This window comes from Burkholderia sp. BCC0097 (assembly GCF_902832985.1).
Lineage (GTDB): Bacteria > Pseudomonadota > Gammaproteobacteria > Burkholderiales > Burkholderiaceae > Burkholderia > Burkholderia orbicola.
In genome coordinates this window covers 310,143-336,047 of record NZ_CADFDM010000007.1, presented here as the reverse complement: position 1 = coordinate 336,047, position 25,905 = coordinate 310,143, and the positions used below count along the sequence as shown (strand labels likewise).

General features: G+C 69.2%; 19 protein-coding genes. 11 read left to right on the top strand and 8 right to left on the bottom strand.

Annotation, left to right across the window (positions count from 1 at the left end):
* Window positions 1-53 precede the first annotated feature (53 nt).
* A complete protein-coding gene (locus HWX07_RS24705) occupies window positions 54-2,309 on the bottom strand; it encodes a glycoside hydrolase family 3 C-terminal domain-containing protein (protein ID WP_175878000.1) in 2,256 nt (751 codons plus the stop codon).
* A gap of 151 nt (window positions 2,310-2,460) precedes the next feature.
* On the opposite strand from HWX07_RS24705, the gene HWX07_RS24700 reads away from it, so the two are divergent.
* Complete coding sequence (locus HWX07_RS24700) at window positions 2,461-3,495, top strand: AraC family transcriptional regulator (protein WP_175877999.1); 1,035 nt, start codon at window positions 2,461-2,463, stop codon at window positions 3,493-3,495.
* A gap of 49 nt (window positions 3,496-3,544) precedes the next feature.
* Complete coding sequence (locus HWX07_RS24695; protein WP_175877998.1) at window positions 3,545-4,390, top strand: GIY-YIG nuclease family protein; 846 nt, start codon at window positions 3,545-3,547, stop codon at window positions 4,388-4,390.
* 54 nt (window positions 4,391-4,444) lie between these two features.
* On the opposite strand, the gene ppa is transcribed toward HWX07_RS24695, so the two are convergent.
* Window positions 4,445-4,972: an inorganic diphosphatase gene (ppa, locus tag HWX07_RS24690; RefSeq protein WP_006489643.1), complete on the bottom strand. Its 528-nt coding sequence runs from the start codon at window positions 4,970-4,972 to the stop codon at window positions 4,445-4,447.
* 290 nt (window positions 4,973-5,262) lie between these two features.
* Here ppa and HWX07_RS24685 point away from each other — a divergent pair, with 290 nt between their 5' ends.
* The 5 genes from HWX07_RS24685 (at window position 5,263) to HWX07_RS24665 (ending at window position 10,938) form a co-directional block, all read left to right on the top strand.
* Complete coding sequence (locus tag HWX07_RS24685; protein ID WP_175877997.1) at window positions 5,263-6,702, top strand: aldehyde dehydrogenase family protein; 1,440 nt, start codon at window positions 5,263-5,265, stop codon at window positions 6,700-6,702.
* Window positions 6,703-6,787: 85 nt separating this feature from the next.
* On the top strand, window positions 6,788-7,546 hold the full coding sequence (locus tag HWX07_RS24680) for an SDR family oxidoreductase (RefSeq protein ID WP_175877996.1): 759 nt from the start codon (window positions 6,788-6,790) through the stop codon (window positions 7,544-7,546).
* Window positions 7,547-7,740: 194 nt separating this feature from the next.
* Complete coding sequence (locus tag HWX07_RS24675) at window positions 7,741-9,045, top strand: MFS transporter (protein WP_006478124.1); 1,305 nt, start codon at window positions 7,741-7,743, stop codon at window positions 9,043-9,045.
* A 256-nt stretch (window positions 9,046-9,301) separates the two neighbouring features.
* Entirely contained in the window at window positions 9,302-9,715 is a 414-nt protein-coding gene (locus tag HWX07_RS24670; protein WP_175877995.1) for a helix-turn-helix domain-containing protein, read from the top strand.
* Window positions 9,712-10,938 carry an alpha/beta fold hydrolase gene (locus tag HWX07_RS24665; protein ID WP_175877994.1) on the top strand — a complete coding sequence of 409 codons (1,227 nt, stop codon included), beginning with the start codon at window positions 9,712-9,714 and terminating at the stop codon, window positions 10,936-10,938. The genes HWX07_RS24670 and HWX07_RS24665 overlap by 4 nt, the downstream gene beginning before the upstream one ends.
* A gap of 97 nt (window positions 10,939-11,035) precedes the next feature.
* On the opposite strand, the gene HWX07_RS24660 is transcribed toward HWX07_RS24665, so the two are convergent.
* The 3 genes from HWX07_RS24660 to hemC are packed head-to-tail and all read right to left on the bottom strand — an operon-like array spanning window position 11,036 to window position 15,200.
* On the bottom strand, window positions 11,036-12,223 hold the full coding sequence (locus HWX07_RS24660; RefSeq protein WP_175877993.1) for a heme biosynthesis protein HemY: 1,188 nt from the start codon (window positions 12,221-12,223) through the stop codon (window positions 11,036-11,038).
* A gap of 2 nt (window positions 12,224-12,225) precedes the next feature.
* The gene (gene hemDX, locus HWX07_RS24655) at window positions 12,226-14,196 is read right to left on the bottom strand and encodes a fused uroporphyrinogen-III synthase HemD/membrane protein HemX (RefSeq protein ID WP_175877992.1); all 1,971 of its coding nucleotides are present in this window, start codon (window positions 14,194-14,196) and stop codon (window positions 12,226-12,228) included.
* Window positions 14,196-15,200 (bottom strand): hydroxymethylbilane synthase, encoded by a 1,005-nt coding sequence (gene hemC / locus HWX07_RS24650; protein WP_175877991.1) that lies wholly within the window; start codon window positions 15,198-15,200, stop codon window positions 14,196-14,198. The genes hemDX and hemC overlap by 1 nt, the downstream gene beginning before the upstream one ends.
* A gap of 207 nt (window positions 15,201-15,407) precedes the next feature.
* Between hemC and ppc the strand changes: the two genes are divergently transcribed.
* Window positions 15,408-18,437: a phosphoenolpyruvate carboxylase gene (ppc, locus tag HWX07_RS24645; protein ID WP_175877990.1), complete on the top strand. Its 3,030-nt coding sequence runs from the start codon at window positions 15,408-15,410 to the stop codon at window positions 18,435-18,437.
* A 142-nt stretch (window positions 18,438-18,579) separates the two neighbouring features.
* Here the strand turns inward: ppc and HWX07_RS24640 are convergent, their stop codons facing one another.
* On the bottom strand, window positions 18,580-19,332 hold the full coding sequence (locus HWX07_RS24640; protein ID WP_175877989.1) for a class I SAM-dependent methyltransferase: 753 nt from the start codon (window positions 19,330-19,332) through the stop codon (window positions 18,580-18,582).
* Between the two features lie 226 nt (window positions 19,333-19,558).
* Between HWX07_RS24640 and HWX07_RS24635 the strand changes: the two genes are divergently transcribed.
* The 3 genes from HWX07_RS24635 (at window position 19,559) to HWX07_RS24625 (ending at window position 22,673) form a co-directional block, all read left to right on the top strand.
* Window positions 19,559-20,368, top strand: a complete 810-nt coding sequence (locus HWX07_RS24635; RefSeq protein WP_175877988.1) for a helix-turn-helix transcriptional regulator — start codon at window positions 19,559-19,561, stop codon at window positions 20,366-20,368.
* Between the two features lie 107 nt (window positions 20,369-20,475).
* Window positions 20,476-21,885: an argininosuccinate lyase gene (gene argH / locus HWX07_RS24630; RefSeq protein ID WP_175877987.1), complete on the top strand. Its 1,410-nt coding sequence runs from the start codon at window positions 20,476-20,478 to the stop codon at window positions 21,883-21,885.
* A gap of 104 nt (window positions 21,886-21,989) precedes the next feature.
* On the top strand, window positions 21,990-22,673 hold the full coding sequence (locus HWX07_RS24625) for an HAD family phosphatase (protein ID WP_175877986.1): 684 nt from the start codon (window positions 21,990-21,992) through the stop codon (window positions 22,671-22,673).
* Between the two features lie 87 nt (window positions 22,674-22,760).
* Here the strand turns inward: HWX07_RS24625 and HWX07_RS24620 are convergent, their stop codons facing one another.
* Window positions 22,761-23,582: a lysozyme inhibitor LprI family protein gene (locus HWX07_RS24620; RefSeq protein ID WP_175877985.1), complete on the bottom strand. Its 822-nt coding sequence runs from the start codon at window positions 23,580-23,582 to the stop codon at window positions 22,761-22,763.
* A complete protein-coding gene (locus tag HWX07_RS24615; RefSeq protein ID WP_175877984.1) occupies window positions 23,582-25,861 on the bottom strand; it encodes an arginine/lysine/ornithine decarboxylase in 2,280 nt (759 codons plus the stop codon). Before HWX07_RS24615 ends, HWX07_RS24620 begins: the two co-directional genes overlap by 1 nt.
* Window positions 25,862-25,905: the final 44 nt, after the last annotated feature.

The following is a 25,905-nucleotide window of genomic DNA, read 5'->3' as shown; positions in this document are numbered from 1 at the left end:
CATGCGGCGAAGCCATGCGTGGCCTCGCCGCATGCCGCACGATCGTCGCCGGTTCAGTGCGCGGCGAGCGTCACCGTCTGCGACAGTGCCTGCGGATCGCGCGACGACGCGGCCGCCGACAGCCCGTAGCTGCCGGCGCCGATCCGCCATGCGTGCGCGCTCGCATCCCACACCGCGAAGCGCTGCGCCGGCACCGCGATGCTGACCGTGCGCACCTCGCCCGGCTGCAGCGCGACCTTGGTCCAGCCGACGAGCCGCTTCGGCGGCTCGCCGAGCGACGCGGGCAGCGCCGCGTAGATCTGCACCGTGTGCGTACCGGCGCGCGCACCGGTATTCGTCACCGTCACACCGACCGTCACGTTGCCCGCGGCGTCCGCCTGTGCGGACATCGCCGATAACGCATACGTCGTGTACGACAGCCCGTAGCCGAACGGGAACAGCGGCTCGATCGCCTTCGCGTCGAACCAGCGATAGCCGTACGCGAGCCCTTCCGCGTAGACGTTTTGCAGGTTCGACGGATCGATCGTCGGCTGCGGCAGGTCGGCCTCCTGCTTCGGGAACGTCAGCGGCAGCCGGCCCGACGGATTCGCGTCGCCGAACAGCAGGTCGGCGATCGCCTGGCCGCCTTGCGCGCCCGGATACCACACGTCCAGCACGCCGTGCACGTTCGCGAGCCACGGCATCAGCACGGGGCTGCCGTTCTCGAGCACGACGATCACGCGCTTCGCCTTCGCGGCGACCGCGGCGATCAGCGCGTTCTGGTCGTATTGCTGGTTGTACGGGTCCGCCTTCGCATCGGGCAGCGACAGGCTCGCGAGGTCGAGCCCTTCCGTCTGCCACTGCGTGGCGAACACGATCGCGACATCGGCCTGCGCGGCCGCGCTCGCCGCGGCATTCGCGTCGGTCCCGTCGAGATAGCTGACCGACGCGTTCGGCGCCTTCGCGCGGATCGCCGCGAGCGGCGCGGACTTGTACCAGGTCGCGCACCCGCCGAACAGCATGTCGGCCGGCTGCTGGCAGGACGTCACCGCGTTGCCGTCGATCGCGGGCACCGCACCCGAGCCGCCGCCCGACAGCACGCCCGCGTCCGCATGGCCGCCAATCACCACGACCGACTTGAGCGCGCCGGCGGCGAGCGGCAGCACCGGCTGCGTGTCGCCCGGCGCGGCCGCGTTCTTCAGCAGCACCGCCGCTTGCCGTGCGATCGCGAGCGCATCGGCGTTACCCGCGGCTTCGTCGATCGCGCCGCCCGGCTTCGGCGGCGCGTCCATCACGCCGATGCGGATCAGCGTGCGCAGCTTGCGCTGCACCATGTCGTTCAGCCGCGCGGCCGACACGCTGCCGGCCTGCAGCGCCGCGCGCAGCTTCGAATTGAAGTACGAGCCGAGCGGCGCGTTGCCGTCGTCGGCCGCGCCCGGTTGTTCCTCGTCGAGGCCGGCCTGCACAGCCGCGACCGTCGAATGCGTCGCGCCCCAGTCTGACTGCACGACGCCCTTGAAACCCCACTCGTTCTTCAGCACCGTCGTCAGCAGATAGGGGTTCTCGCACGCATACACGCCGTTCAGCTTGTTGTACGCGCACATCACGTTGCCCGGCTGACCGTCCTTCACGCCGATCTCGAATGCGAGCAGTTCGGCCTCGCGCATGGTCCGCTCGTCGACGATCGAATCGACCGTCATCCGGTTGGTTTCCTGGTCGTTGAACGCGAAATGCTTGATCGTCGCGATCACCTTCCGCGCCTGTGTGGCCTGCGTGCGCGCGGCGCTCAGCGTGCCCGCGAGCACCGGGTCCTCGCCCATGTATTCGAAGGTGCGGCCGTTGCGCGGCTCGCGCGCGAGGTTCACGCCGCCGCCGAGCCCTTGCGCGAAGCCGAGCGCGCGCAGTTCGAGCGCGATGCGCGTGCCGTAGGTGCCCGCGAGCGCCGGGTCCCACGTCGCCGCGAGCGCGACCGGCGCGGGCAGCGCGGTCACGCGCGCATTCTTCACGTTCACGCCGCCCGCCGAATCGGCGCTGCTGACCGCCGGGATGCCGAGCCGCGGCACGCCCGGGATGTAGCTCGCGCCATTCAGCGCGTCGGCCGGGAACGGGCCGCCCAGGTTGAGGGCCGGCATGCCCGTGCCATGCACGAGCTGCAGCTTCTCGTCGGTCGTCAGTTGCGCGACGAGCGCGGCCGCGCGCTGGTCGGCTGCCGCGTCGGGGTCGGCCGGCGTGGTCGGAGCATGGATGTCGTCGCCGCCGCACGATGCGAGCAGCACCGTGAGCGCGCACGCGGACGCAATCGTCGAACACCGGAACAGCGAAGTTTTCATTGATCCTCCAGAATCGTTCTGTTGTACTTGTCGCCTCACTCCAGCGTCCGAGTCTAAAAATCGACCGGTCACCACGCTTGACCGGCAGGAGCATGCGTTGACCTCTCGCAGCGGGGACAAACCCGAACGGCATGACGACAGGGAGACAGACATGGAGTTGCAACAGAAATCGGTATCCGTCCGGATCTACCGCTGGCTGTGCGAAGACGCGCGTGCGAACGGCATCGATCCCGCACCGCTTTACGAGACGCTCGGCATCGGGCCGGCCGAGCTCGCCGACGACACGCGCCGCATCGCGGGCGACCGGCACGTGGCCGCCATGCAGCTGACGAGCGGCTGGCCGCTGTCGTGGCATCGCCCGCCGCCGGAGGTCGTGCCGTGGCTCGTGCCGTTTCCCGAGCTCGCCGGCATCACCTGCAACGCGGCGACGCTGCGCGACGCGCTGCACGGCTACCTGCGCTATCGCGAGCTGATCGGCAACGTCGACTGGGTGTTCGCGCACGAGAACGACGACGCGATCGCGCTCGAGTACGTGAACGAAGGAGACGGCCGGCACGCGGGCAGCGCGTTCGCGAACCTCGCGATCCTCGCGGCGCTCGCGCGCCTGTACGACCCGCACGTGCGCGTCGACAACGCCGCATTCGCCGGCCGCGCGTTCGCGCCCGTCGCCGCGCTGCGCGACATGCTCGGCGCGCCGGTATCGTTCGATGCCGCGCACAACCGCATCGTGCTGCGCTCCGCGCACGTCGACACGCCGTTCGAACGCTACAACGCCCCGCTCGCCGGCATCCAGCGTCATGCGGCCGACGCCGCGCGCGAGCGCGTGCGCGCCCGCTCGACGTTCGGCTCGTCGGTCGAGCAATGCGTGCGCGACTGGCTGCGCACGTCCGACGACGTCGACGTGCCGACCGATACGCTGATGCAGCATGTGTGCACGCGCTTCGCGATGTCGCGCTGGACGCTGCGCCGGCGACTGCATCGCGAAGCGGTCGGCTTCCATGCGCTCGTCGCGCAGGCGCGGCTCGGCGAGGCGCGCGACCTGCTGCTCAACACGCAATTGCCGATCGGCGAGATCGGCGTGCGCGTCGGCTTCCGTTCGACGAGCGCGTTCACGCGCTTCTTCACGCGCGAACTCGGCGCGGCGCCGAGCCGCTTTCGCGACGGGCACGGCGACCGGCGGCGTTGACGCCCGTTTTTTCTGAGACACTGGCGGCTTCGCATCCCGCCGCCCTGCCATGTCCTGGTTTCTGTATCTGATCGAATGCGCCGACGACAGCGTCTACACGGGCATCACGACCGATGTCGCCGCGCGCTTCGACGAACACGCGTCCGGCAAGGGCGCGCGCTACACGCGCTCGCGCAAGCCGCGCGCGGTGCTCGCGTCGTTTGCGCTGCCCGACCGGTCGAGCGCGTCGCGCGCCGAATACTGGGTGAAGCGGCTCACGCCCGCGAAAAAGCGCGAGCTGGCGGCTGGGTTGCGCACGCTGGAATCGGTGTTGCCGGTGGTGGTCGCGCTTGACGAGGCCGGCGACACGGCCGGGACGAAGGCCACGGCGCGCGGGCGGAAGAAGGCGAAGGCGGAAAGCATCGACGATGCGGCGACGGCAGTTGCAACGGAACAGGTTGCCGGGAAAAAGGTGAAGGCCGGGAAAGTTGCCGGGTCCGCAACGGCCGCGAAGACGGCGCAGCCGGCAAAGGGCACACCAGCGTCGAAGTCGACGAAATCAAGTCAAGCCGCACCGGACGCGAAACGTGCAAAAGCCGACGGCAATGCTGCCGCAAAAAAGACCACGTCGCGTGGCGCACCGGTAAAGAAAACCGGATCGCCCTCTTCCACGTCGTCAGAAAGGAAAGCGCCGGCCACTGCCGGCAAGCCCGCCGCGAGCGTACGCGAAGAGGCTGCTTCCGCACCGGCCCGGCGCCGTCCAGCGGCCAAGAAAGCCGCCGCCGCGACCGCTCCGTCCGTTGCCCCGCCCCGAGCGAAACGCGCGAAGAAAGCGCCGGCTGTCCCGCCCGCGCCCGTCTCCCCATCCGCCCGCCCGAAAACCGCACGCGCAAAACAAAACCGCGCGGCCTCCTGAGGAGACACGCGCGGTTCGCGTTCCGTACGAACCGGCCGCCGGCCGGCACGCCGCTTACTTCTTGTAGTTCGCGGCGCCGTCGGTGATTTCCTTGTGCGCGGCTTCGATGCCGGCCCAGCCTTCGACCTTCACCCACTTGCCCTTCTCGAGCGCCTTGTATTGCTCGAAGAAGTGCTTGATCTGATCCTTCAGGTACTCGGGCACGTCGTCGATCGTCTTCAGGTTCGCCGTCATCGGGCAGATCTTGTCGTGCGGCACCGCGACCAGCTTCGCGTCGACGCCCGACTCGTCGGTCATCTGCAGCATGCCGAGCACGCGCGAACGCACGATCGAGCCGGCCAGCAGCGGGAACGGCGTGATCACCAGCACGTCGACCGGATCGCCGTCGCCCGACAGCGTCTGCGGGATGTAGCCGTAGTTCACCGGATAGCGCATGCCCGTGCCGATGAAGCGGTCGACGACGAGAAGGCCCAGTTCCTTGTCCGCCTCGTACTTCACCGGATCGCTTTGCGCGGGAATCTCGATGATCACGTTGAAATCTTGCGGCAGGTCCTTGCCGGCCGGAACATGATTGAAGCTCATGAGCACTCTCTGTAGGTCGATGGGAATTCGGGACAGGGCGCCGCGGCCGATGCACCGCCGCGGGCGTCCCCCAAAAGGAATGCGCCATTATAGCCAATCGACCGGTGGCGTCCGGATGACGATCGGCGCGATAATCGTTCCGGATGTCGGGCCGTCGAACCGGCGGCCTGTTGCACGTCGAACACAAAGCATGGAGCCCGGGCAAGCGCTGAAGCGCTCACTTGGGTCGACCGCTATGCATGGGACCCAAGTAAGCGCTAAAGCGCTAACTTGGGTCGACAGGAGGAGGCATGGAAGAGGCGAAGCATTTCATCGCGGGCGAATGGACGCCGCCCGTGCAACTGGAAACCATCACGGTCGTCGATCCGTCCGACGGCCAGCCGTTCGCAACGATCGCGCGCGGCACCGCGCCCGACATCGAACGCGCGGTCGCCGCAGCCCGCGACGCGTTCGCGGGCCCGTGGGGCGCCGCCAGCGCCGCCGAACGCGGCCGCGTGCTGATGCGGCTGTCGGCGCGCGTGGCGGATTCGATCGAGGAGCTCGCCACGATCGAGGCGCGCGACACCGGCAAGCCGCTGAAGCAGGCGCGCGCCGATGCCGCCGCGCTCGCACGCTACTTCGAGTTCTACGCGGGCGCCGCCGACAAGCTGCACGGCGAAACCCTCCCCTACCAGGCCGGCTACACGGTGCTGACGGTGCGCGAGCCGCACGGCGTCACCGGCCATATCGTGCCGTGGAACTACCCGATGCAGATCTTCGGGCGCAGCGTCGGCGCGGCGCTCGCGGCCGGCAACGCGTGCGTGGTCAAGCCGGCCGAGGATGCGTGCCTGTCCGTGCTGCGCGTCGCCGAGCTGGCCGCCGCGGCCGGGCTGCCGGCCGGCGCGCTCAACGTCGTCACCGGCTACGGCCATGAAGCGGGCGCCGCGCTCGCGCGCCATCCGGGCATCGACCACATCTCGTTTACCGGTTCGCCGGCCACCGGCAAGCTGGTCACGCAGATGGCGGCCGAGAACCACGTGCCCGTCACGCTCGAACTCGGCGGCAAGTCGCCGCAAATCGTGTTCGCCGATGCCGATCTCGACGCGGCGCTGCCCGTGCTCGTAGCCGCCATCGTGCAGAACGGCGGGCAAACGTGCTCGGCCGGCAGCCGCGTGCTGATCGAGCGCGCGGTGTACGAGCCGCTCGTCGAGCGCCTCGCCACCGCGTTCAACGGGCTGCGCGTCGGCCCGAGCCGCGCCGATCTCGACTGCGGCCCGCTGATCAACGCGAAGCAGCAGCAACGCGTGTGGGATTTTCTGTCCGATGCGCAGCACGACGGCATTCCGATGGCCGCGCACGGGCAGGTGGTGGCCGACGCACCCGAAAGCGGCTTCTACCAGGCGCCCGCGCTGTTGCGCGACGTGCCGCCCTCGCACCGGCTCGCGCAGGAGGAAGTGTTCGGCCCCGTGCTCGCGGCCATGCGTTTCGTCGACGAGGACGAAGCCGTCGCACTCGCGAACGGCACGCCGTATGGCCTCGTCGCGGGCATCTGGACCCGCGACGGTGCGCGCCAGATGCGGCTCGCGCGGCGCCTGCGCGCAGGCCAGGTGTTCATCAACAACTATGGCGCGGGCGGCGGCGTCGAACTGCCGTTCGGCGGCGTCGGCCATTCGGGCCACGGCCGCGAGAAAGGCTTCGAGGCCCTGTACGGCTTCACCGCGCTGAAGACGATCGCGATCCGGCACGGCTGAACGCGCGGCGCGCGACACGCGGCCGGCAGCGCCCGGCCGCATCGCGACACACGACGACTCTCATAACCAGCACAGGAGACACACCATGCGGTTGAGCGGCAAGACGGCCATCGTGACGGGCGGCGGCTCGGGGTTCGGCGAAGGCATCGCGAAGACGTATGCGCGCGAAGGCGCGAACGTCGTCGTCAACGACCTGCACGGCGCGGCGGCCGAGCGCGTCGCGAGCGAGATCGCGCTCGCGGGCGGCAAGGCGATTGCGGCGGCCGGCGACGTGTCGAAGGAGGACGACTGGCGCGCGCTGCTGCAGGCCGCGCTCGACGATTTCCATGCGGTGCAGATCGTCGTGAACAACGCGGGCACCACGCACCGCAACAAGCCGGTGCTCGACGTGACGGAAGCCGAATTCGACCACGTGTACGCGGTCAACATGAAGAGCCTGTTCTGGAGCGTGCAGACCTTCGTGCCGTACTTTCGCGCCCAGGGCGGCGGCGTGTTCGTGAACGTCGCGTCGACGGCCGGCGTGCGGCCGCGCCCGGGCCTCGTCTGGTACAACAGCACGAAGGGCGCGATGATCACCGCCAGCAAGTCGCTCGCGGCCGAGCTCGGCGCCGACCGCATCCGCGTGAACTGCATCAACCCGGTGCTCGGCGAAACCGCGCTGATGACCGAATTCATGGGCTGCGAGGACACCCCGGACAATCGCCGCCGCTTCCTCGCGACGATCCCGCTCGGCCGCTTCTCGACGCCGCAGGACATCGCGAACGCCGCGCTTTATCTTGCATCCGACGAAGCCGAATTCATCACCGGCGTCTGCCTCGAAGTCGACGGCGGGCGCTGCATCTAGTCGTACCGGGCCGCACGATCGGCCCGTCCTGCTCGCACGAAACCGGATCGGGCACCACCGCGCCTGCTCCGGCCCACTACAACGACAGCGGTGCATCGGATCGAGGCAGCCGCCCAAGCGCCGACCTCCATCGACCGCAAAGCATGGGATCCAAGTAAGCGCTAAAGCGCTGACCTGGATCGACAGGAGACAACATGGCAACATCGACGCAGTCGCTGCCGGGCTCGTCCGGCGCATTCGAGGAAGCAACCTACCGCAAGGTGTCGTGGCGGCTCGTGCCGCTCCTCCTGCTGTGCTACGTGGTCGCGTATCTCGACCGCGTGAACGTCGGGTTCGCGAAGCTGCAGATGGCGAGCGACCTGAACCTGAGCGATACCGTGTACGGCCTCGGCGCCGGGATCTTCTTCTTCGGCTATTTCCTGTTCGAGGTGCCGAGCAACATCATCCTGCACCGGGTGGGCGCCCGCGTGTGGATCGCCCGCATCATGGCGACATGGGGCGTGATCTCGATCCTGACGATGTTCGTCACGACGCCCGCGATGTTCTACGTGATGCGCTTCCTGCTCGGCGTCGCCGAAGCGGGCTTCTTCCCCGGCGTGATCCTCTACCTCACCTATTGGTATCCCGCGCACCGGCGCGGCCGGATGACGACGTTCTTCATGACGGCCGTCGCGCTGTCCGGCGTGATCGGCGGCCCAATCTCGGGCTTCATCCTGAAGGCGTTCGACGGCGTGAGCGGCTGGCACGGCTGGCAATGGCTGTTCCTGCTCGAAGGCATTCCGTCGGTGCTCGCCGGCGTGCTCGTATTCTTCACGCTCGACGAGCGGATCGCGAAGGCGACGTGGCTGACCGATGAAGAAAAGGCGCTGCTCGCCCGCAACGTCGACGCGGAGGAAGCCACCAAGGAGGACCTGCCGCTCGGCGCCGTGATGTCGAGCCCGCGCGTCTGGCTGATGGCGCTGATCTATTTCTCGTTCGTGATGGGGCTCTACGGCGTCGGCTTCTGGCTGCCGACGATCATCAAGGCGACCGGCGTGACCGACACGTTCATGATCGGCCTGCTGTCGGCGATTCCGTATGCGGCCGCGGTGGTCGCGATGATCCTGATCGCGCGCAGCGCGGACAAGCGCCGCGAACGCCGCTGGCACCTCGCGATTCCAGCCGCGATCGGCGCGGTCGGCCTCGTGCTGTCGGTGATCTGGGCGCACCAGACGGCGCTCGCGATGCTCGGCCTCACGCTCGCGACGATCGGCATCCTGACGACGCTGCCGCTGTTCTGGAGCCTGCCGACCGCGTTCCTCGGCGGCACGGCCGCCGCCGCCGGCATCGCGATGATCAACTCGATCGGCAACCTGGCCGGCTTCCTGAGCCCGTACCTGATGGGCTGGCTCAAGCAGGTGACGGGCACCAACGATGCGGGCATGTACATGCTGGCCGGGTTCCTCGTGCTCGGCGGGCTGCTGGCGCTGTCGGTGCCGAAACGGCTCGTCGACAAGTGACGACGCGCGGCGCGTAAAGGCGCGCCCGGATCGACCGAACACGCCTGCCGATTTCCGGCCCGTTTCTCCCCCGATACGCCCCGACGTCCGGCATGGCCGGCCGCCGGGGCGTTTTCGATTCCGGACAGGCACACCCCGGATCGGCTGAATGTCCCGCCCATCCGACGGCATCCCATTAATGACAAGATTATTCCCTTATAGTCCCTTTTATATGGAACAATAAAGACAATCAAAGGAATCTCCTGCCCTCCAATTCATGTTCCACACCGTCGAAGACACTGCCGCCCGCCTGCGCGTCCATCCGAAGACCATCCTGCGGTTCATTCGCGACGGCAAGCTGCGCGCGACGCGGGTCGGCCGTGCATACCGCATCCTCGACGCCGACCTCGCCGCGTTCGCTCGGACGGAGCCGGCCCCGCCCGCGCCGCGTGCGGTGCGTGTCACCAGCATCGTCGACATTCCCGATGCGTCGCAGTCGCTGCACCAGTACCTGTCGCGGTCGCTGCACGCGATGGTGTCCGGTCGCGCATCGTACGTCGACCCCGTACGAATCGACGTCACGTTCGATCCCGCCTCGAGCGTGGTCAAGATCATCGTGACCGCGACACCGGCCGACACGGCCGCGCTGATGTCGTCGCTCGACATGCTGCTCCAGCAAAGCGGGACATGAGCGCAATCTTCAAATCACCCCGCCATGCCCGCGCGATTCGCGCCGCTTACGCGGCCGCGCTGTCGCACTGGCCGGCCGGGCATCGGCGCGTCACCGTGCAAACGCGTCATGGCGCGACGCACGTCATCGCCTGCGGCCCCGAACACGCGCCGCCGGTCGTGCTGATCCACGGCGCACAGACGACGGCGGCAAGCTGGCAGCATTACGCGGCCGACTGGTCGACGCACTTCCGGCTCTACGCGATCGACGTGATCGGCGAAGCGGGACCGAGCGCGCCGGCGCGCCCGCCGCTCGCGGGCGACGCCTATGCGCAGTGGCTCGACGACGTGCTCGACGGCCTGCAGGTGTCGCGCGCCGCGTTCGTCGGCATCTCGCTCGGCGCGCGAACGGCGCTCGACTTCGCGTTGCGGCGGCCGCCGCGCGTCACCCGGCTCGCGCTGCTCTGCCCGTCCGGCATCGGCAGGCAGAAGCCGTTTCTGTGGTGGGCGCTGCCGCTGTTGCTGCTCGGCGATGCCGGGCGTGCATGCGTGCGGCGGCGCGTGCTGGGTCGCCTGCCACCCGCATCGACGCCGGCCGAACGGGACGCGCTCGCCCTGATGCGCGCCGTCGATCGCGGCTTCCGGCCGCGCATCGAGCCGATTCCGGTATTCGACGACACCATGCTCCGCACGTTGTCGATGCCCGTGCTGGCGATCGTCGGAGGCCGCGACGTGATGCTCGATTCCCGCGACACGCGGGATCGCCTGACGCGCCTCGTGCCGCACGCGCAGGTGCGGTTTCTTCCCGAGCAGCCTCACTTCATCCGCGGGCAGCGCGACACCGTGCGCACTTTTCTCTCATCGACGGAAGCACTCGACATGCACCATCGAATCGTTCAGGCAGCCGGCAGCCGCGTGCTGGTCCGCGATCCTTCCGCCGGCCTCGTGCAACGGGAAAGCGACGCGCTCGATCTCGTCGCGCTCGCGCACGAGCATGAAGCCGACTGGATCGCGGTCGCCGCGGACATGCTGCACGACGACTTCTACCGGCTCGACAGCGGGCTGGCCGGCGCCGTGCTGCAAAAGCTGACCAACTACGGCGTCCGGCTCGGCGTGGTTGGCGATATCGACCGCCGGCTCGCGCGCAGCGAAGCGCTGCGCGCGCTCGTTCGCGAGTGCAATCGCGGGACATCGGTCTGGTTCGTCGCGAGCGAGGACGACCTGCTGCGCAGGCTCGACGCGTAACGCACCGCGCGCCGCCCCTGCCTCGCCACGGGCGAAAAAAAGCCCCGAAGGCCGATCGGCGTTCGGGGCTTTTTACGCTGCGCAGCGCAGCGCCGCGTCACACCACGGTGATCGCCAGCGCGCTTTCGCGGTAGTGCTTCGCGGCCTTGTCGGTTTCGCCGAGGTGCTCGAACAGGCGGGCGAGCGCACGATGCGCCCGCACCTTCAGCGCCTCGTTGTCGGCCAGCTTCAGCGCCGATTCGAGGAACGACTGCGCCTTGCCCCACAGCTGCTGCTGCTGGCAGAGGCGGCCAAGCGCGAACAGCAGATCGGCATCTTCCGGATGATCCTTCTTCCAGCCTTCGGCCTTCTGGATCAGCGGCAGCGCATCGGCGCCGGCCGTGTCCGGGTAACGGCGCAGCAGGCGTGCATCCCAGTTGTGCGCGAGCGCGTCCTCGACGATGCGGCGCGCTTCGTTGCGGCGCTCGAGCGGCACCAGCAGCTCGGCCGCGAGATCGGCCAGACGCGGCGACTGGCGCTCGACCGGCGACAGCGACTGCCACACTTCGAGCAGCGCGTCCGGATCGTGCCGGCGTTCGCGCAGCAGGTTTTCCGCTGCCTGCTGGCGCAGCCGCACGGCCGCGGCCGGATGCAGCGCCTCGCGCTTTTCGAGCGCCTTCGCGAGCTTCAGCACCTCGGCCCAGTTCTTCAGTTGCTGCTGGGCACGCAACGCGACCTGCTGCGCATGAATGCGCTTGCCGCCGGCCTGCATGTCGGCCAGCGCGGCGAGCGCGCCGTCGGCGTCGCGGGCGTCCGCGCGCATGTCGGCCGCGGCGAGCAGCCGTGCATCCTGCCATTCGGGCGCGTCGACCTTCGACAGCCAGTCGTCGCGGCGCGCGTACTCGTGCATCCGGTGCGCGGCCGTGGCCGCGACGAGACTCGCGGCGCCCAGGTTCGCGTCGACGGTCAGCGCTTCACGCGCGGCCTTCTCCGCACGCGAGAAGCGGCCCGCGTACAGGTTCGCGATCGCATCGCGCAGCGACGCCTGCGCCTTCTCGTTGCGCGAACGCGCCCGATACGCGGCGACCCGCTGCGGCATGCGCCAGATGTTGCGCACGATGCGCAGCAGCGCGTACACGACGATGAACAGCACGACGATGGCGATCACGAACAGGTTCAGCGACACGTCGATCCGGTACGGCGGATAGACGAGCAGCACCTGCCCCGCGTCGAAACGGCCGACGGTGGCGAGCGCCGCGGCGATCGCGAACAGGACCGCGAGCCAGACGATTCCTCGAAGCGTCATCGTTACCCCCGGCTCTTAAACTGCTGAACGGCGTTCAGGCTCGTGTTCAGGTTCGGCACCGCGACCGTCAGCGATGCGCCGTCGACCTGCTTGAGCAGATCCTCGACGGTCTGCGTGTCCTTCGACGCCTGGTCGAAATACTTCCCGAGCGACGCCTGTGCGGCGTGCAGGTCGGCCTTCATCGCGCTGTCGTTGCGCGCCAGCAGCGACAGCCGTGCGGTCAGCAGGCGCAGCTTCACGTTCTCGCGCACGAAGTAGCCCTGGTCGGGCGACGCGAGCATCGCGTCCGCGTTGTCGATCCGGCGCACCTGCACGAGGCCCTTCAGTTGCTGGCCGAGGCCGGCCGAGAAGTCGTGCCACCACACCTTCCAGCGCGGCTCGCCGGCGGCGACCGACGAGGCGGCGTCGACCGGCGCGGCCTTCGGCGCCGCGTGCGGCACGATCGCCTCGCCGGACAGCGGCAGCGCGTCGATCTTGGCGATCGCGTCGTCGAGCTTGATCGCGAGGCCGGTGAGATCGGCCGTGGGCGCAGCCTTCAGCTTCTCGATGTCCAGCGCGAGCGCCTTGCGCACCGTGACGGCCTGCGCGCTCTGCGACGTCGCGAGACGCGCGTCGGCGTTCTGCAGCGCGATCAGCGCGAGTTGCGTGTTACCGGTCAGTTGAAGCTGCTGGCTCGCGCTCGACAGCATCTGGTCGACTTCCTCGAGCATCCACGCATCGCGGTTGCGCGACAGGTCCTGGTATTGCTGCTGCAGCGCCTGCTGCGCGCTCTGCGCATCGGCGAGCTTGCCGTCGAGCTGCGCGAGCTGCGTGTCGACCTGGTGCGTGCCGGCCAGCGCCTGCTCGGTCTTCAGCCGCGTTTCGGCCGCTTGCGCGTCGAGCGCCTTCTGGCGCGCGACGAACGTGCCGTCGATCCGGTCGATCTTGCGGTTCAGCGCGTAGCCGCCGACACCCGCCGCGCAGCCGAGCACGACGACGACGAACCACAGCACCGCGCTGCCGCCGCGGCGCGCACGCGGCTCGGGCGCGAGATAAGGGGGGCTGGACGGCGGTGCGGATGCAGCGGCCGGCTGGGAAGCGACGCTTTTGGAATCGTTGGTATCTGTCATGCGTTTAGTCACCGGTACGGCTGTCGCCGGTTGGACGGCCTCGTCGGCCATCGTTCGAAACGCGCGGACGATGCGCTCATCGCCCGCGCCAGTCAGCGTAATCCTATCAAAACCCAATGCCCGGGCGGTCTGCTCGATCCGCGGGTGCGGCGTGACGAGCGGCGCATGCTTGAGCGCGTCAATCTCGGCCTCGTTCAGGTGGGCCCGCGCAAGCTCGTGCAGGTTGCGCACGCCTTCCGAGCTCGTGACGAGCCACGCATGCGGCTGGCCGTCGAGCAGCGCGTGCACGCGCTCCCATGCACCGACGCGCGGCTCCGGCACGACGCGCCGGTACGCGGCCGCGAGCGTGACGTCCGCGCCGGCCTCGCGCAGGCGCTCGGCGAGCCATTCGCGCCCGCCGTCGCCGCGCACGATCAGCACGCGCTTGCCCGCCAGCGCCTGCGCGCCGCCGAACGCGACTTCGATGCTCGCGAACAGGCTTTCCGAATCGTAATGCGGCACGCCGCCGTCGGCCGGCGCCTGCGGCGCGATCACGCGATGTGCGGGCGCCGCGATGCCGTGGCGCTCGAGTGCCGCGACGCTGCCCGGCCCGACGACGCCGACCGGCAGCGCGTTCGGCCAGATCGCGCCGTACCGCGCGAGCGCGCGCTCGATCGCGTTCGGCGACACGAAAATCACCAGCGCGTAGTCGGCCAGCGCCGCGAACGCGGCGTCGAGCGGCGCCGGATCGTCGACCGGCGCGATATCGATCAGCGGGAATTCGAGCACGTCGCAGCCGGCATCGGCCAGTTGCGCCGCGAGCGCGTCGGACTGGCCGTCCGGACGCGTCAGGACAGCGGTGAACGCGCGCGCGCCGCCCGCCATCAGGCGTCGCCCTTGCCGGCGGCCTGCGAGCCCGCGAGCAGCGCCTGGACGATGTCGAGCGCGCCTTGCGCCTCGAGTTCGTCGGACACCGCGCGGCCGAGCGCGAGCGCATCGGCGACGGTCACGACCGCGCCGCATTCCTCGGCCGTCAGCACGCGCTTGCCGTCGGTGGTCGACACGCGTCCCGTCAGGTACAGCTCGCCCGCGCGCCACACCGCATGCGCGGCGAGCGGCACCTCGCAGCTGCCGCCGAGCGCGCGCGACACCATCCGCTCAGCCTCGACCGCGAGCGCGGTCTGCAGGTCGTGCAGCGGCGCGAGCCACGCGGCGACGTCGTCGCGGTGCGCGGCGATCTCGATGCCGAGCGCGCCCTGGCCGGCCGCGGGCGGGCTGGCCTCGACGTCGAGCAGCGCGCGAATCCGTGCTTCGAGGCCGAGGCGCTTCAGGCCGGCGGCCGCGAGGATGATCGCCGCGTAGTCGCCGCGGTCGAGCTTGGCGAGCCGCGTATCGAGGTTGCCGCGCAGCGGCAGGACCTCGAGATGCGGATAACGCGAACGCAGCATCGCCTCGCGACGCAGGCTCGACGTACCGACGACCGCGCCGGCCGGCAGCGCGTCGAGCGACGCGTAGTCGTTCGACACGAAGGCGTCGCGCGGGTCTTCGCGCTCCATGATCGCGGCGAGCGAGAAGCCGTCGGGCAGCGCCATCGGCACGTCCTTCAGCGAATGCACGGCGAGATCGGCGCGGCCGTCGGCCAGCGCGGCTTCCAGTTCCTTCACGAACAGGCCCTTGCCGCCGACCTTCGACAGCGTGCGATCGAGAATCTGATCGCCGCGCGTCGTCATCCCGAGGATTTTCACGTCACAAGCTGGATATAATTTGCGCAGCGCATCACGCACATGTTCGGCTTGCCACATCGCCAGGCGGCTCTCGCGCGAAGCAATCGTCAACGTCGCGGGCGGCCGTGCCTGTTGCGGCCCGGCCGCGGGGGTCTCGGAATTCATTGCTGGAACATCGAAGGACGGGATTGAAGATCGAACAATGGTAGCACGCACGCCCCGGCCCGCCCGGCCCGGAGCCTGCGCCCGGCCTGCTTCCGCGCGGGTCGCGGCGCCGTTGTGCGGATGTGCCGCACGTAGCTGGTTGCTTGACCGCAGTTCCCGCAGTTTCCGCAGTTCCTTTTGACTCGAGCTTTCCCAAGGAAACCCATCGTGAAGTCTTCCGGATCGGCGCGTACGGCGCGCCGCAATGCTGCCTTGCCCTCCCCCGATGCCTCGACGGACCCCGTCGCCACCGCCCCGAACGGCCGTGCGAAAACGGCAGCGAAACCCACGGCAACGAAACCGAAAGACCCGATACGTCAGACGAAACGCGCGACGAAAGCCGCGAGCCCCATCGCTCGCAATGCCGTCGCGCCGAAGGCCGGCACCCGTGCGCGCGACGACAAGGACCGCCCGCTGTTCGAGGACATCCGCTTCCTCGGCCGCCTGCTCGGCGACGTCGTGCGCGAACAGGAAGGCGATACCGTGTTCGACGTGGTCGAGACGATCCGCCAGACCGCGGTGAAGTTCCGTCGCGAGGACGACAGCGAAGCCGCGCAGACGCTCGAGAAGAAGCTGCGCAAGCTGACGCCGGAGCAGACGGTGAGCGTCGTGCGTGCGTTCAGCTATTTCTCGCACCTCGCGAACATCGCGGAAGACCGTCACCACAACCGTCGCCGCCGCATCCACGCGCTGGCCGGCTCCGCGCCGCAGCCCGGCACGGTCGCGTACGCGCTCGACCAGCTGAAAACCACCGGCAACGCGTCGAAGCGCCTGCTGCAACGCTTCTTCGACGATGCGCTGATCGTGCCGGTGCTGACCGCGCACCCGACCGAAGTGCAGCGCAAGAGCATCCTCGACGCGCAGCACGACATCGCGCGCCTGCTGGCCGAGCGCGACCAGGAACTGACCGCGCGCGAGCGCCAGTACAACGAAACGATGCTGCGCGCGCGCGTGACCGCGCTGTGGCAGACGCGCATGCTGCGCGACGCACGCCTGACGGTCGGCGACGAGATCGAGAACGCGCTGTCGTACTACCGCGCGACGTTCCTCGACGAGCTGCCCGCGCTGTACGGCGACATCGAGGCCGCGCTCGCGGAGCACGGCCTGTCCGCGCGCGTGCCCGCGTTCTTCCAGATGGGCAGCTGGATCGGCGGCGACCGCGACGGCAACCCGAACGTGACCGCGGCGACGCTCGACGAGGCGATCAACCGCCAGGCCGCGGTGATCCTCGAACACTATCTGGAACAGGTGCATAAACTGGGCGCCGAGCTGTCGGTGTCGAACCTGCTGGTCGGCGCGAACGACGCGGTGAAGGCGCTCGCGGCCGCGTCGCCCGACCAGTCGCCGCACCGCGTCGACGAACCGTATCGCCGCGCGCTGATCGGCATCTACACGCGGCTCGCCGCGAGCGCGCGCGTGCGTCTCGGCGAAGGCACGGTGCCGGTGCGCAGCGCGGGCCGCGGCGCGCCGCCCGTGCGGGCGATTCCGTACGAGGATTCCGAAGCGTTCGTCGCCGATCTGAAGGTGCTGACCGCGTCGCTCGACGAACACCACGGCGCGTCGCTCGCCGCACCGCGCCTCGCGCCGCTCGTGCGCGCGGCCGAAGTGTTCGGCTTCCATCTGGCGAGCATCGACCTGCGCCAGAGTTCCGACATCCACGAGGCGGTAGTCGCCGAGCTGTTCGCGCGCGCGGGCGTCGAGACCGACTATGCGGCGCTCGCCGAGGAAGACAAGCTGCGCGTGCTGCTCGCCGCGCTCGCCGATCCGCGCCCGCTGCGCTCGCCGTACCTCGAATACTCGGCGCTTGCGCAGAGCGAGCTCGGCGTGTTCGAGAAGGCGCGCGAGGTCCGCGCGCAATTCGGCGCGCGTGCGGTGCGCAACTACATCATTTCGCACACGGAAACCGTCAGCGACCTCGTCGAGGTATTGCTGCTGCAGAAGGAGACGGGCCTGCTCGAAGGCACGCTCGGCGTGCCGGGCAGCGACGCGCGCAACAGCCTGATGGTGATCCCGCTGTTCGAGACGATTCCCGACCTGCGCGACGCGTCGCGCATCATGCGCGAATACTTCGCGCTGCCGGGCATCGACGCGCTGATCGCTCACCAGGGCGCCGAGCAGGAAGTGATGCTCGGCTACTCGGACAGCAACAAGGACGGCGGCTTCCTCACGTCGAACTGGGAGCTGTATCGCGCGGAACTCGCGCTGGTCGACCTGTTCCGCGAGCGCAAGATCACGCTGCGGCTGTTCCACGGCCGCGGCGGCACGGTCGGCCGCGGGGGCGGCCCGACCTACCAGGCGATCCTGTCGCAGCCGCCGGGCACCGTGAACGGCCAGATCCGCCTGACCGAACAGGGCGAGGTGATCGCGAGCAAGTTCTCGAACCCGTCGATCGGCCGGCGCAACCTCGAGACGGTCGTCGCCGCGACGCTCGAGGCGTCGCTGCTGCCGCAGTCGAACGCACCGGCGCAGTTGCCTGCGTTCGAGGCCGCGATGCAGACGCTGTCCGATTCCGCGATGGCCGCGTACCGCGCGCTCGTCTATGAAACCCCGGGCTTCACCGATTACTTCTTCTCATCGACGCCGATCACCGAGATCGCCGAGCTGAACATCGGCAGCCGCCCGGCGTCGCGCAAGCTGCAGGACCCGAAGCAGCGCAGGATCGAGGATCTGCGCGCGATTCCGTGGGGCTTCTCGTGGGGCCAGTGCCGGCTGCTGCTGACCGGCTGGTACGGCTTCGGCAGCGCGGTGAGCGCGTATCTCGACGGCGCGCAGGACGACACCGAACGCGCGAAACGCGTCGCGCTGCTGAAGAAGATGAACAAGACCTGGCCGTTCTTCGCGAACCTGCTGTCGAACATGGACATGGTGCTCGCGAAGACCGATCTCGCGGTCGCGTCGCGCTATGCGCAGCTCGTGTCCGACCGCAAGCTGCGCAAGCACGTGTTCGAGCGGATCGTCGCGGAATGGGAGCGCACGTCGCGGGCGCTGGCGGAAATCACCGGGCAGGAAGGCCGCCTCGCGACCAACCCGCTGCTCGCGCGCTCGATCAAGAACCGCTTCCCGTATCTCGATCCGCTGAATCACCTGCAGGTCGAGCTGATCAAGCGTCACCGCGCGGGCGACACGAACGCGCGGCTGCGCCGCGGGATTCACCTGACGATCAACGGGATCGCTGCCGGCCTGCGCAACACCGGCTGATCCGCGGGCGGCGCGGGCGCCGGGTGTGTTCGCCGCCGGCCGGAATGACGAAAGCCGCGATACGCGCCCATGCGTATCGCGGCTTTTTTCATGCGGCGACGAAATGGCGCAACGGCAAAGCGGCGCGGCGCGCGCCGCGCGCTCAGTGCGCGTCGATCAGCAACGCATCGTGCTCGAACGAACCGTCGGCCTGCACCGCGTAATAGGTGCGCACCTCGTCCGGCGCATGCGCCCACAGCGCGCGAATGCCGGCGACGCTGTCGGCCGGCGTGCGAATCCGCTCGACCCACGTATCGAAATCGATCGGCAGCCGCCAGCGGCTGTGCACCTGCGCGTCGAAACCGGCTGCGCGGAACATCGCGAGCCATTCGTCCGCGCGGTAGTCGCGCACGTGCGACGCGTCGCGCAGCACTTCCGCGGCCTGCAGGTACGTATCGAGCAGCGGATGGTCGTTGCCGGCGATGTCGATCATCAGCACGCGGCCGCCCGGCTTCAGCACGCGCCGCACCTCGGCGAGCGCCGCGCGCATGTCGTGCCAGTGATGCGCGCTCATCCGGCTCACGACCCAGTCGAACGTCGCGGTGTCGAACGGCAGCCGTTCGGCCGGCCCCTGCTGCGTGCGGACGTTCGTGAGCCCGCGTTCGCGCGCGGCCGCTTCGACGGTCGCGAGCATCGGCGCGGCGAGATCGTACGCGACCACGTCGCGTACGTGCGGCGCGACCGCGAAGCTCGCGTGGCCGGCGCCGCAACCGAGGTCGAGCACCGCGGCGTCGGGCGTCGCGCTCACCGCGTCGGCGAGCGTCTGCAGGTCGGCGCCCGTCGCATGAACCGTGCTCGTCAGATAGGCGGCGGCCGTCGTGCCGAATGCGTCGGCGACCTGGTCGTGGTGTTTCATCGTTCGCTCCTTTCCTTGATGCAGTCGGCCGATCCCGGCGCTTCAGCGCGCGATCCAGCCCCGTGCAACGCATTGTGTGGGACGCCCGCTGCCCTGCCAGCGCGCGAGCCGCTACAATAGGCCTACGCTTGTACCAGTACAAGTTAAGCAGTTATTCTGGTATTCGATCCACCTGTCTGATTGTTCGATCGTTGCCGCGTTTTCGCTTCCACTTCGCCGTTTCCGCATGAACCAGCCGTCCTCCGCCCCCGTCCCGCCGCTCGACGCCACGCCCGCCCGCGCGCTCGGCGAATTCATCCGCGCCCACCGCGAGCGGCTGTCGCCGCAGGCCGTCGGCCTGCCGCCCGGCCCGCGCCGCCGCACGCCGGGGCTGCGGCGCGAGGAAGTCGCGCAACTGTGCGGCGTGAGCCCGACCTGGTACACGTGGATCGAACAGGGCCGCCCCGTGTCGGCCTCGGCCGACGCGCTCGCGCGGATCGCCGTCGCGCTGCAACTGTCGAAGGCCGAGCGCGCGTACCTGTTCGAGCTGGCCGCGCAGCGCGACCCGGCCGAGCCCGACATCGCGGGCGGCGACCTGCCGCCGACGCTCGCCGCCACCGTCACGGCCATCGCGACGCCCGCCTACGTGCTCGACCGCCAATGGAACGCGCTCGCGTGGAACGCCCCGGCCGCCGCGCTCTTTTCCGGCTGGCTCGACGGCGAGCATGACCGCAACCTGCTGCGCTTCACGTTCATGTCGCCGGCCGCGCGCACGCTGATCGTCGACTGGGACACCCGCGCGCGGCGGCTCGCGGCCGAATTCCGTGCCGATGCGATCCGCCACCTGACCGACGCGCCGACGCGCGCGCTGATCGACGCGCTGACCACCGGCAGCGACGCGTTCGCGCAGTACTGGGCGTCGCAGGACGTGTTCGAGCGCGAAGGCGGCCTGCGCGAATTCGACCATCCGGCCGACGGCCGCCTCGTGTACCAGCAGATCACGCTGAAGCCCGCGCACCGCGAGGACCTGAAGCTCGTCGTGCTGGTGCGCGACTGAGCGGGCCGGCCCCCTGCGCCGGCGGCGGTCGGCCGGCGCACGAATGTTAGAATCGCGGGATTCCCTCGGCGGCTCACGGCCGCCCAACTCCCCTTCGAAGAATCGCCATGACGTCCCAACTGCACAAAAAGGGCGAGGCCTGGTCGGCCCGCTTCTCGGAACCGATGTCGGAGCTGGTCAAGCGCTACACGTCGTCGGTGTTTTTCGACAAGCGCCTCGCGCTCGTCGACATCGCCGGCTCGCTCGCGCACGCGAACATGCTCGCCGCGCAGAAGATCATCAGCGCCGACGACCTCGCCGCGATCGAACGCGGGATGGCGCAGATCAAGGGCGAGATCGAGCGCGGCGAATTCGAATGGCAGCTCGACCTGGAAGACGTCCACCTGAACATCGAGGCGCGCCTGACCGCGCTGATCGGCGATGCCGGCAAGCGCCTGCACACGGGCCGCTCGCGCAACGACCAGGTCGCGACCGACATCCGCCTGTGGCTGCGCGGCGAGATCGACCGCATCGGCGGCCTGCTGAACGACCTGCGCGGCGCGCTGATCGATCTCGCGGAACAGAACGCCGACACGATCATGCCCGGCTTCACGCACCTGCAGGTCGCGCAGCCGGTCACGTTCGGCCACCACCTGCTCGCGTACGTCGAGATGTTCACGCGCGACGCGGAACGCATGCGCGACTGCCGCACCCGCGTGAACCGCCTGCCGCTCGGCGCGGCCGCGCTCGCGGGCACGAGCTACCCGATCGACCGTCACGCGGTCGCGAAGACGCTCGGCTTCGACGGCATCTGCGCGAACTCGCTCGATGCGGTGTCCGATCGCGATTTCGCGATCGAATTCACGGCGGCGTCCGCGCTCGTGATGACGCACGTGTCGCGCTTCTCCGAAGAACTCGTGCTGTGGATGAGCCCGCGCGTCGGCTTCATCGACATCGCCGACCGCTTCTGCACCGGCAGCTCGATCATGCCGCAGAAGAAGAACCCGGACGTGCCCGAGCTCGCGCGCGGCAAGACCGGCCGCGTGAACGGCCACCTGATGGCGCTCCTCACGCTGATGAAGGGCCAGCCGCTCGCGTACAACAAGGACAACCAGGAAGACAAGGAACCGCTGTTCGACACGGTCGACACCGTCGCCGACACGCTGCGGATCTTCGCCGAGATGGTCGCCGGCATCACCGTGAAGCGGGACGCGATGCGCGCCGCCGCGCTGCAGGGCTTCTCGACCGCCACCGACCTCGCCGACTACCTGGTCAAGCGCGGCCTGCCGTTCCGCGACGCGCACGAAGCCGTCGCGCACGCGGTGAAGATCTGCGACGACCGCGGGATCGACCTCGCCGACCTGACGCTCGACGAAATGAAGCAGGAACTGCCGAACGTCGCGCACCTGATCGGCGACGACGTGTTCGGCTACCTGACGCTCGAGGGGTCGGTCGCGAGCCGCAACCATCCGGGCGGCACCGCGCCCGACCAGGTGCGCGCAGCCGTCAAGGCTGCCCGCGCCGCGCTGGCCAAGTAACGGCCCGCAGTCCCGGACGGACGCCTTCGGCGTCCGTTTTTCATTCGGGCGGCCAGCGCGCCGCCCGTCGCCTGCCCCGCTTCACCGCTTGACGGATGCCCTCGATGACCTTTTCCGCCGCGCTCTTCGACATGGACGGCCTGCTCGTCGATTCCGAGCGGACCATCATGAACACGTGGATCGACGTGTCGAGCGCGCATGGCGTCGTGCTGACCGAGATCGACTACCTGCAGATCGTCGGCCGCTCGTTCGCCGAAGGCCAGGTGATCCTCGCGCGGCTGATCGGCGACGCCGATACGTTCGACGCGGTGCGCATCCGCGTGCGCGAGCAACTCGCCGCGCCTGAACCCCATCCGAAGTTTCCGCTGAAGCCGGGCGCGCTTGCGCTGCTCGAAACGCTCGCGCGGGCGGGCATTCCGTGCGCGGTCGCGTCGTCGTCCGCAGGCGACGTGATCCGCGCGCGGCTCGGCGCGGTCGGCGTGCTGCCGTTCTTCCGCGCGATCGCGGGCGGCGACGAAGTCGCGCGCGGCAAGCCCGACCCGGCCGTCTACCGGCTCGCGGCCGAGCGTCTCGGCGTCCCGGCCCACGCGTGCGTCGCGTTCGAGGACAGCGACTTCGGCGCGCAGTCGGCGGCCGGCGCGGGCGCCGCGGTCGTCACCGTGCCCGACCTGAAGGCGCCGACGCCCGAGATCGTCGCGCTGAGCCTGCACGTGCTCGCGTCGCTCGACGATGCGGTCGCGCTCGTGCCGTCGTGGTTCGGGCTGCAGGGCACGTCGCAGATCGCGTAGGCCCGCGTAGGCAATACGCCGCGCCATGCAAAACGGGCACCCGAGGTGCCCGTTTTGTCATGTCGCCCACTCGAAAGCGGCGCGCCGTTACCGATTGCCGGCCGTCTCCGACAGCCGCTTCATCGTCGCAATGCGCGCACCGATCAGGTCGACGCGTCCGTCCTCGCCGACGAGCGGCGCCGTCGCATCGCGGAACGCCACCCACGCGCGCTGCGCGCGCACGAGCGTCGCGGCCGAATGCGCGGGCATCTTGCGGCGCAGCTTCTGGTAATAGCGGTTCAGGTCGAACAGCGCGTGCTCGCACGCAGCATCCTGCACGCACGGCCGTACGCGGCGCACCGCCGGATCGCGCGGCGCGTTCGCCGGCTTGGCGCCAGCCGCCGCGGGCGCACCCGCACCACCGCCCTGCGCACCGCTCGTCGCCGCGACCGGCACGGCCGCCGGCGGCGGGGCATAGCGATCGGCCGCCCCGCGCAGCGCCAGCGCGCGATCGCGCACCGGCTGCAGTTGCAGGTCGGCGCTCGACATCGCATACGCGGTGCCGCGCGTCGTGTCGTACACGGCCTTCAGCAGCAGCACTTCGTCCTTGCGCCACGTGAGCCAGCGGCGCTGGCTGTCCTGCCAGCCGCGCTTCGCATCGGCCGGCGCATCCTTCAACAGGCGCTGGTACGCGCCGTCCATCACTGCCTGCCACTGCTGCTGCGCTTCGCCCATGCACTGGATCTGCCCGGCCGGCGACGACCGGTCGCGTCGCGCGAGGCATTGCCGCATCGCGACGTCGATCGGGTCGGCCGCCGCGACTTCCGCATGAGCGACGCCCGCGCCCGCGAGCCCCGCCAATCCCGCCGTCCAGACGACGAGCGCGGCCAGCGCCGCGCGCATCGTCCGGAATCGTCCGTGCGCGGCCATCAGTCGCGCACGCAGTCGACGAAGTACTCGACGCGGCCGTTCACCTCTTCCGCGACGAGGCCGTGGATGTCGGTGTGGAAGCCCGGGAAACGCTCGTTGAAGTCGCGCGCGAACCGCAGGTAGTTCACGATCGTCTTGTTGAAGCGCTCGCCCGGAATCAGCAGCGGAATGCCCGGCGGGTACGGCGTGAGCAGGATGCTCGTCACGCGGCCTTCGAGCTCGTCGAGCGGCACGCGGTCGATCTTGCGGTGCGCGAGCTTCGCGAACGCGTCCGACGGCTTCATCGCCGGCTCCATGTCCGACAGGTACATCTCGGTCGTCAGGCGCGCGATGTCGTTCGCGCGGTACACGTCGTGGATCTGCGTGCACAGGTCGCGCAGGCCGACGCGCTCGTAGCGCGGATGCTGCGCGACGAATTCCGGCAGCACGCGCCACAGCGGCTGGTTGTTGTCGTAGTCGTCCTTGAACTGCTGCAGCTCGGTCACCATCGAGTTCCAGCGGCCCTTCGTGATGCCGATCGTGAACATGATGAAGAACGAATACAGGCCGGTCTTCTCGACGATGATCCCGTGCTCGGCCAGGTACTTCGTGACGATCGCGGCCGGAATGCCCGTCTCGCCGAACTCGCCGTCGACGTCGAGCCCCGGCGTGATGATCGTCGCCTTGATCGGGTCGAGCATGTTGAAGCCTTCCGCGAGCGGGCCGAAGCCGTGCCAGTGGTCGTTCGGCTTCAGCATCCAGTCCTCGCGCGAACCGATGCCTTCCTCGGAGAGGTTGTCCGGGCCCCACACGCTGAAGAACCAGTCGTCGCCGTACTCGGCGTCGACCTTGCGCATCGCGCGACGGAAGTCGATCGCCTCGGCGATCGATTCCTCGACGAGCGCGGTGCCGCCCGGCGGCTCCATCATCGCGGCCGCGACGTCGCACGACGCGATGATCGCGTACTGCGGGCTCGTCGACGTGTGCATCAGGTACGCCTCGTTGAAGCGGTGCTTGTCGAACGTGCGGTTCTCCGATTCCTGCACGACGATCTGCGACGCCTGCGAGATGCCCGCGAGCAGCTTGTGCGTCGAGTGCGTCGCGAACACGAGCGCGCCCGTGCGCGGACGGCCGTCGCCGATCGCGTGCATGTCGCGGTAGAAATCGTGGAACGTCGCGTGCGGCAGCCATGCTTCGTCGAAGTGCAGCGTGTCGAGCAGGTCGCCGAGCAGGTCCTTGATCATCTCGACGTTGTAGACGACGCCGTCGTACGTGCTCTGCGTGATCGTCAGGATGCGCGGCTTCATGTCCGGGTTCGCGCGCATCGCCTCGCGCGCGAACGGGTTCGCCTCGATCTTCTTGCGGATGTTCTCCGGCTTGAATTCGTCGCGCGGGATCGGCCCGATGATGCCGAAATGGTTGCGCGTCGGCGTGAGGAACACCGGAATCGCGCCCGTCATCGTGATCGCGTGCAGGATCGACTTGTGGCAGTTGCGGTCGACCAGCACGATGTCGCCGGGAGCGACCGTCGCATGCCAGACGATCTTGTTCGACGTCGACGTACCGTTGGTCACGAAGAACAGGTGGTCCGCGCTGAAGATGCGCGCCGCATTGCGCTCGGACGCCGCCACCGGGCCGGTATGGTCGAGCAGCTGGCCGAGTTCGTCCACCGCGTTGCAGACGTCCGCGCGCAGCATGTTCTCGCCGAAGAACTGGTGGAACATCTGGCCGAGCGGGTTCTTCAGGAACGCGACGCCGCCCGAGTGGCCCGGGCAGTGCCACGAGTACGAGCCTTCGTCCGCGTACTTGACGAGTTCCTTGAAGAACGGCGGCGCGAGCGAATCGAGATAGACCTTCGCTTCACGGATGATGTGGCGCGCGACGAACTCCGGCGTGTCCTCGAACATGTGGATGAAGCCGTGCAGTTCGCGCAGGATGTCGTTCGGCAGATGGCGCGACGTGCGCGTCTCGCCGTACAGGAAGATCGGGATGTCCGCGTTGCGGCGGCGCACTTCGGTGACGAACGCGCGCAGCTCGATGATCGCGGTCGCGAGCTCGGGCAGTTCGCCGTCCGGGCCGGTTTCGCCGAGCATGAGTTCGTCGTCGTCGATCGACAGGATGAAGCACGACGCGCGGCTCGATTGCTGCGCGAACGACGTCAGATCGCCGTAGCTCGTGAGGCCGAGGACTTCGACGCCCTCCTTCTCGATCGCTTCGGCCAACGCCCGGATGCCGGAGCCCGAGATGTTCTCGGAGCGGAAATCTTCGTCGATGATGACGACGGGGAAACGAAACTTCATGGGCGATTCTCCAAAAAGAACGACCGCGGCGCGTCACGCGCAGC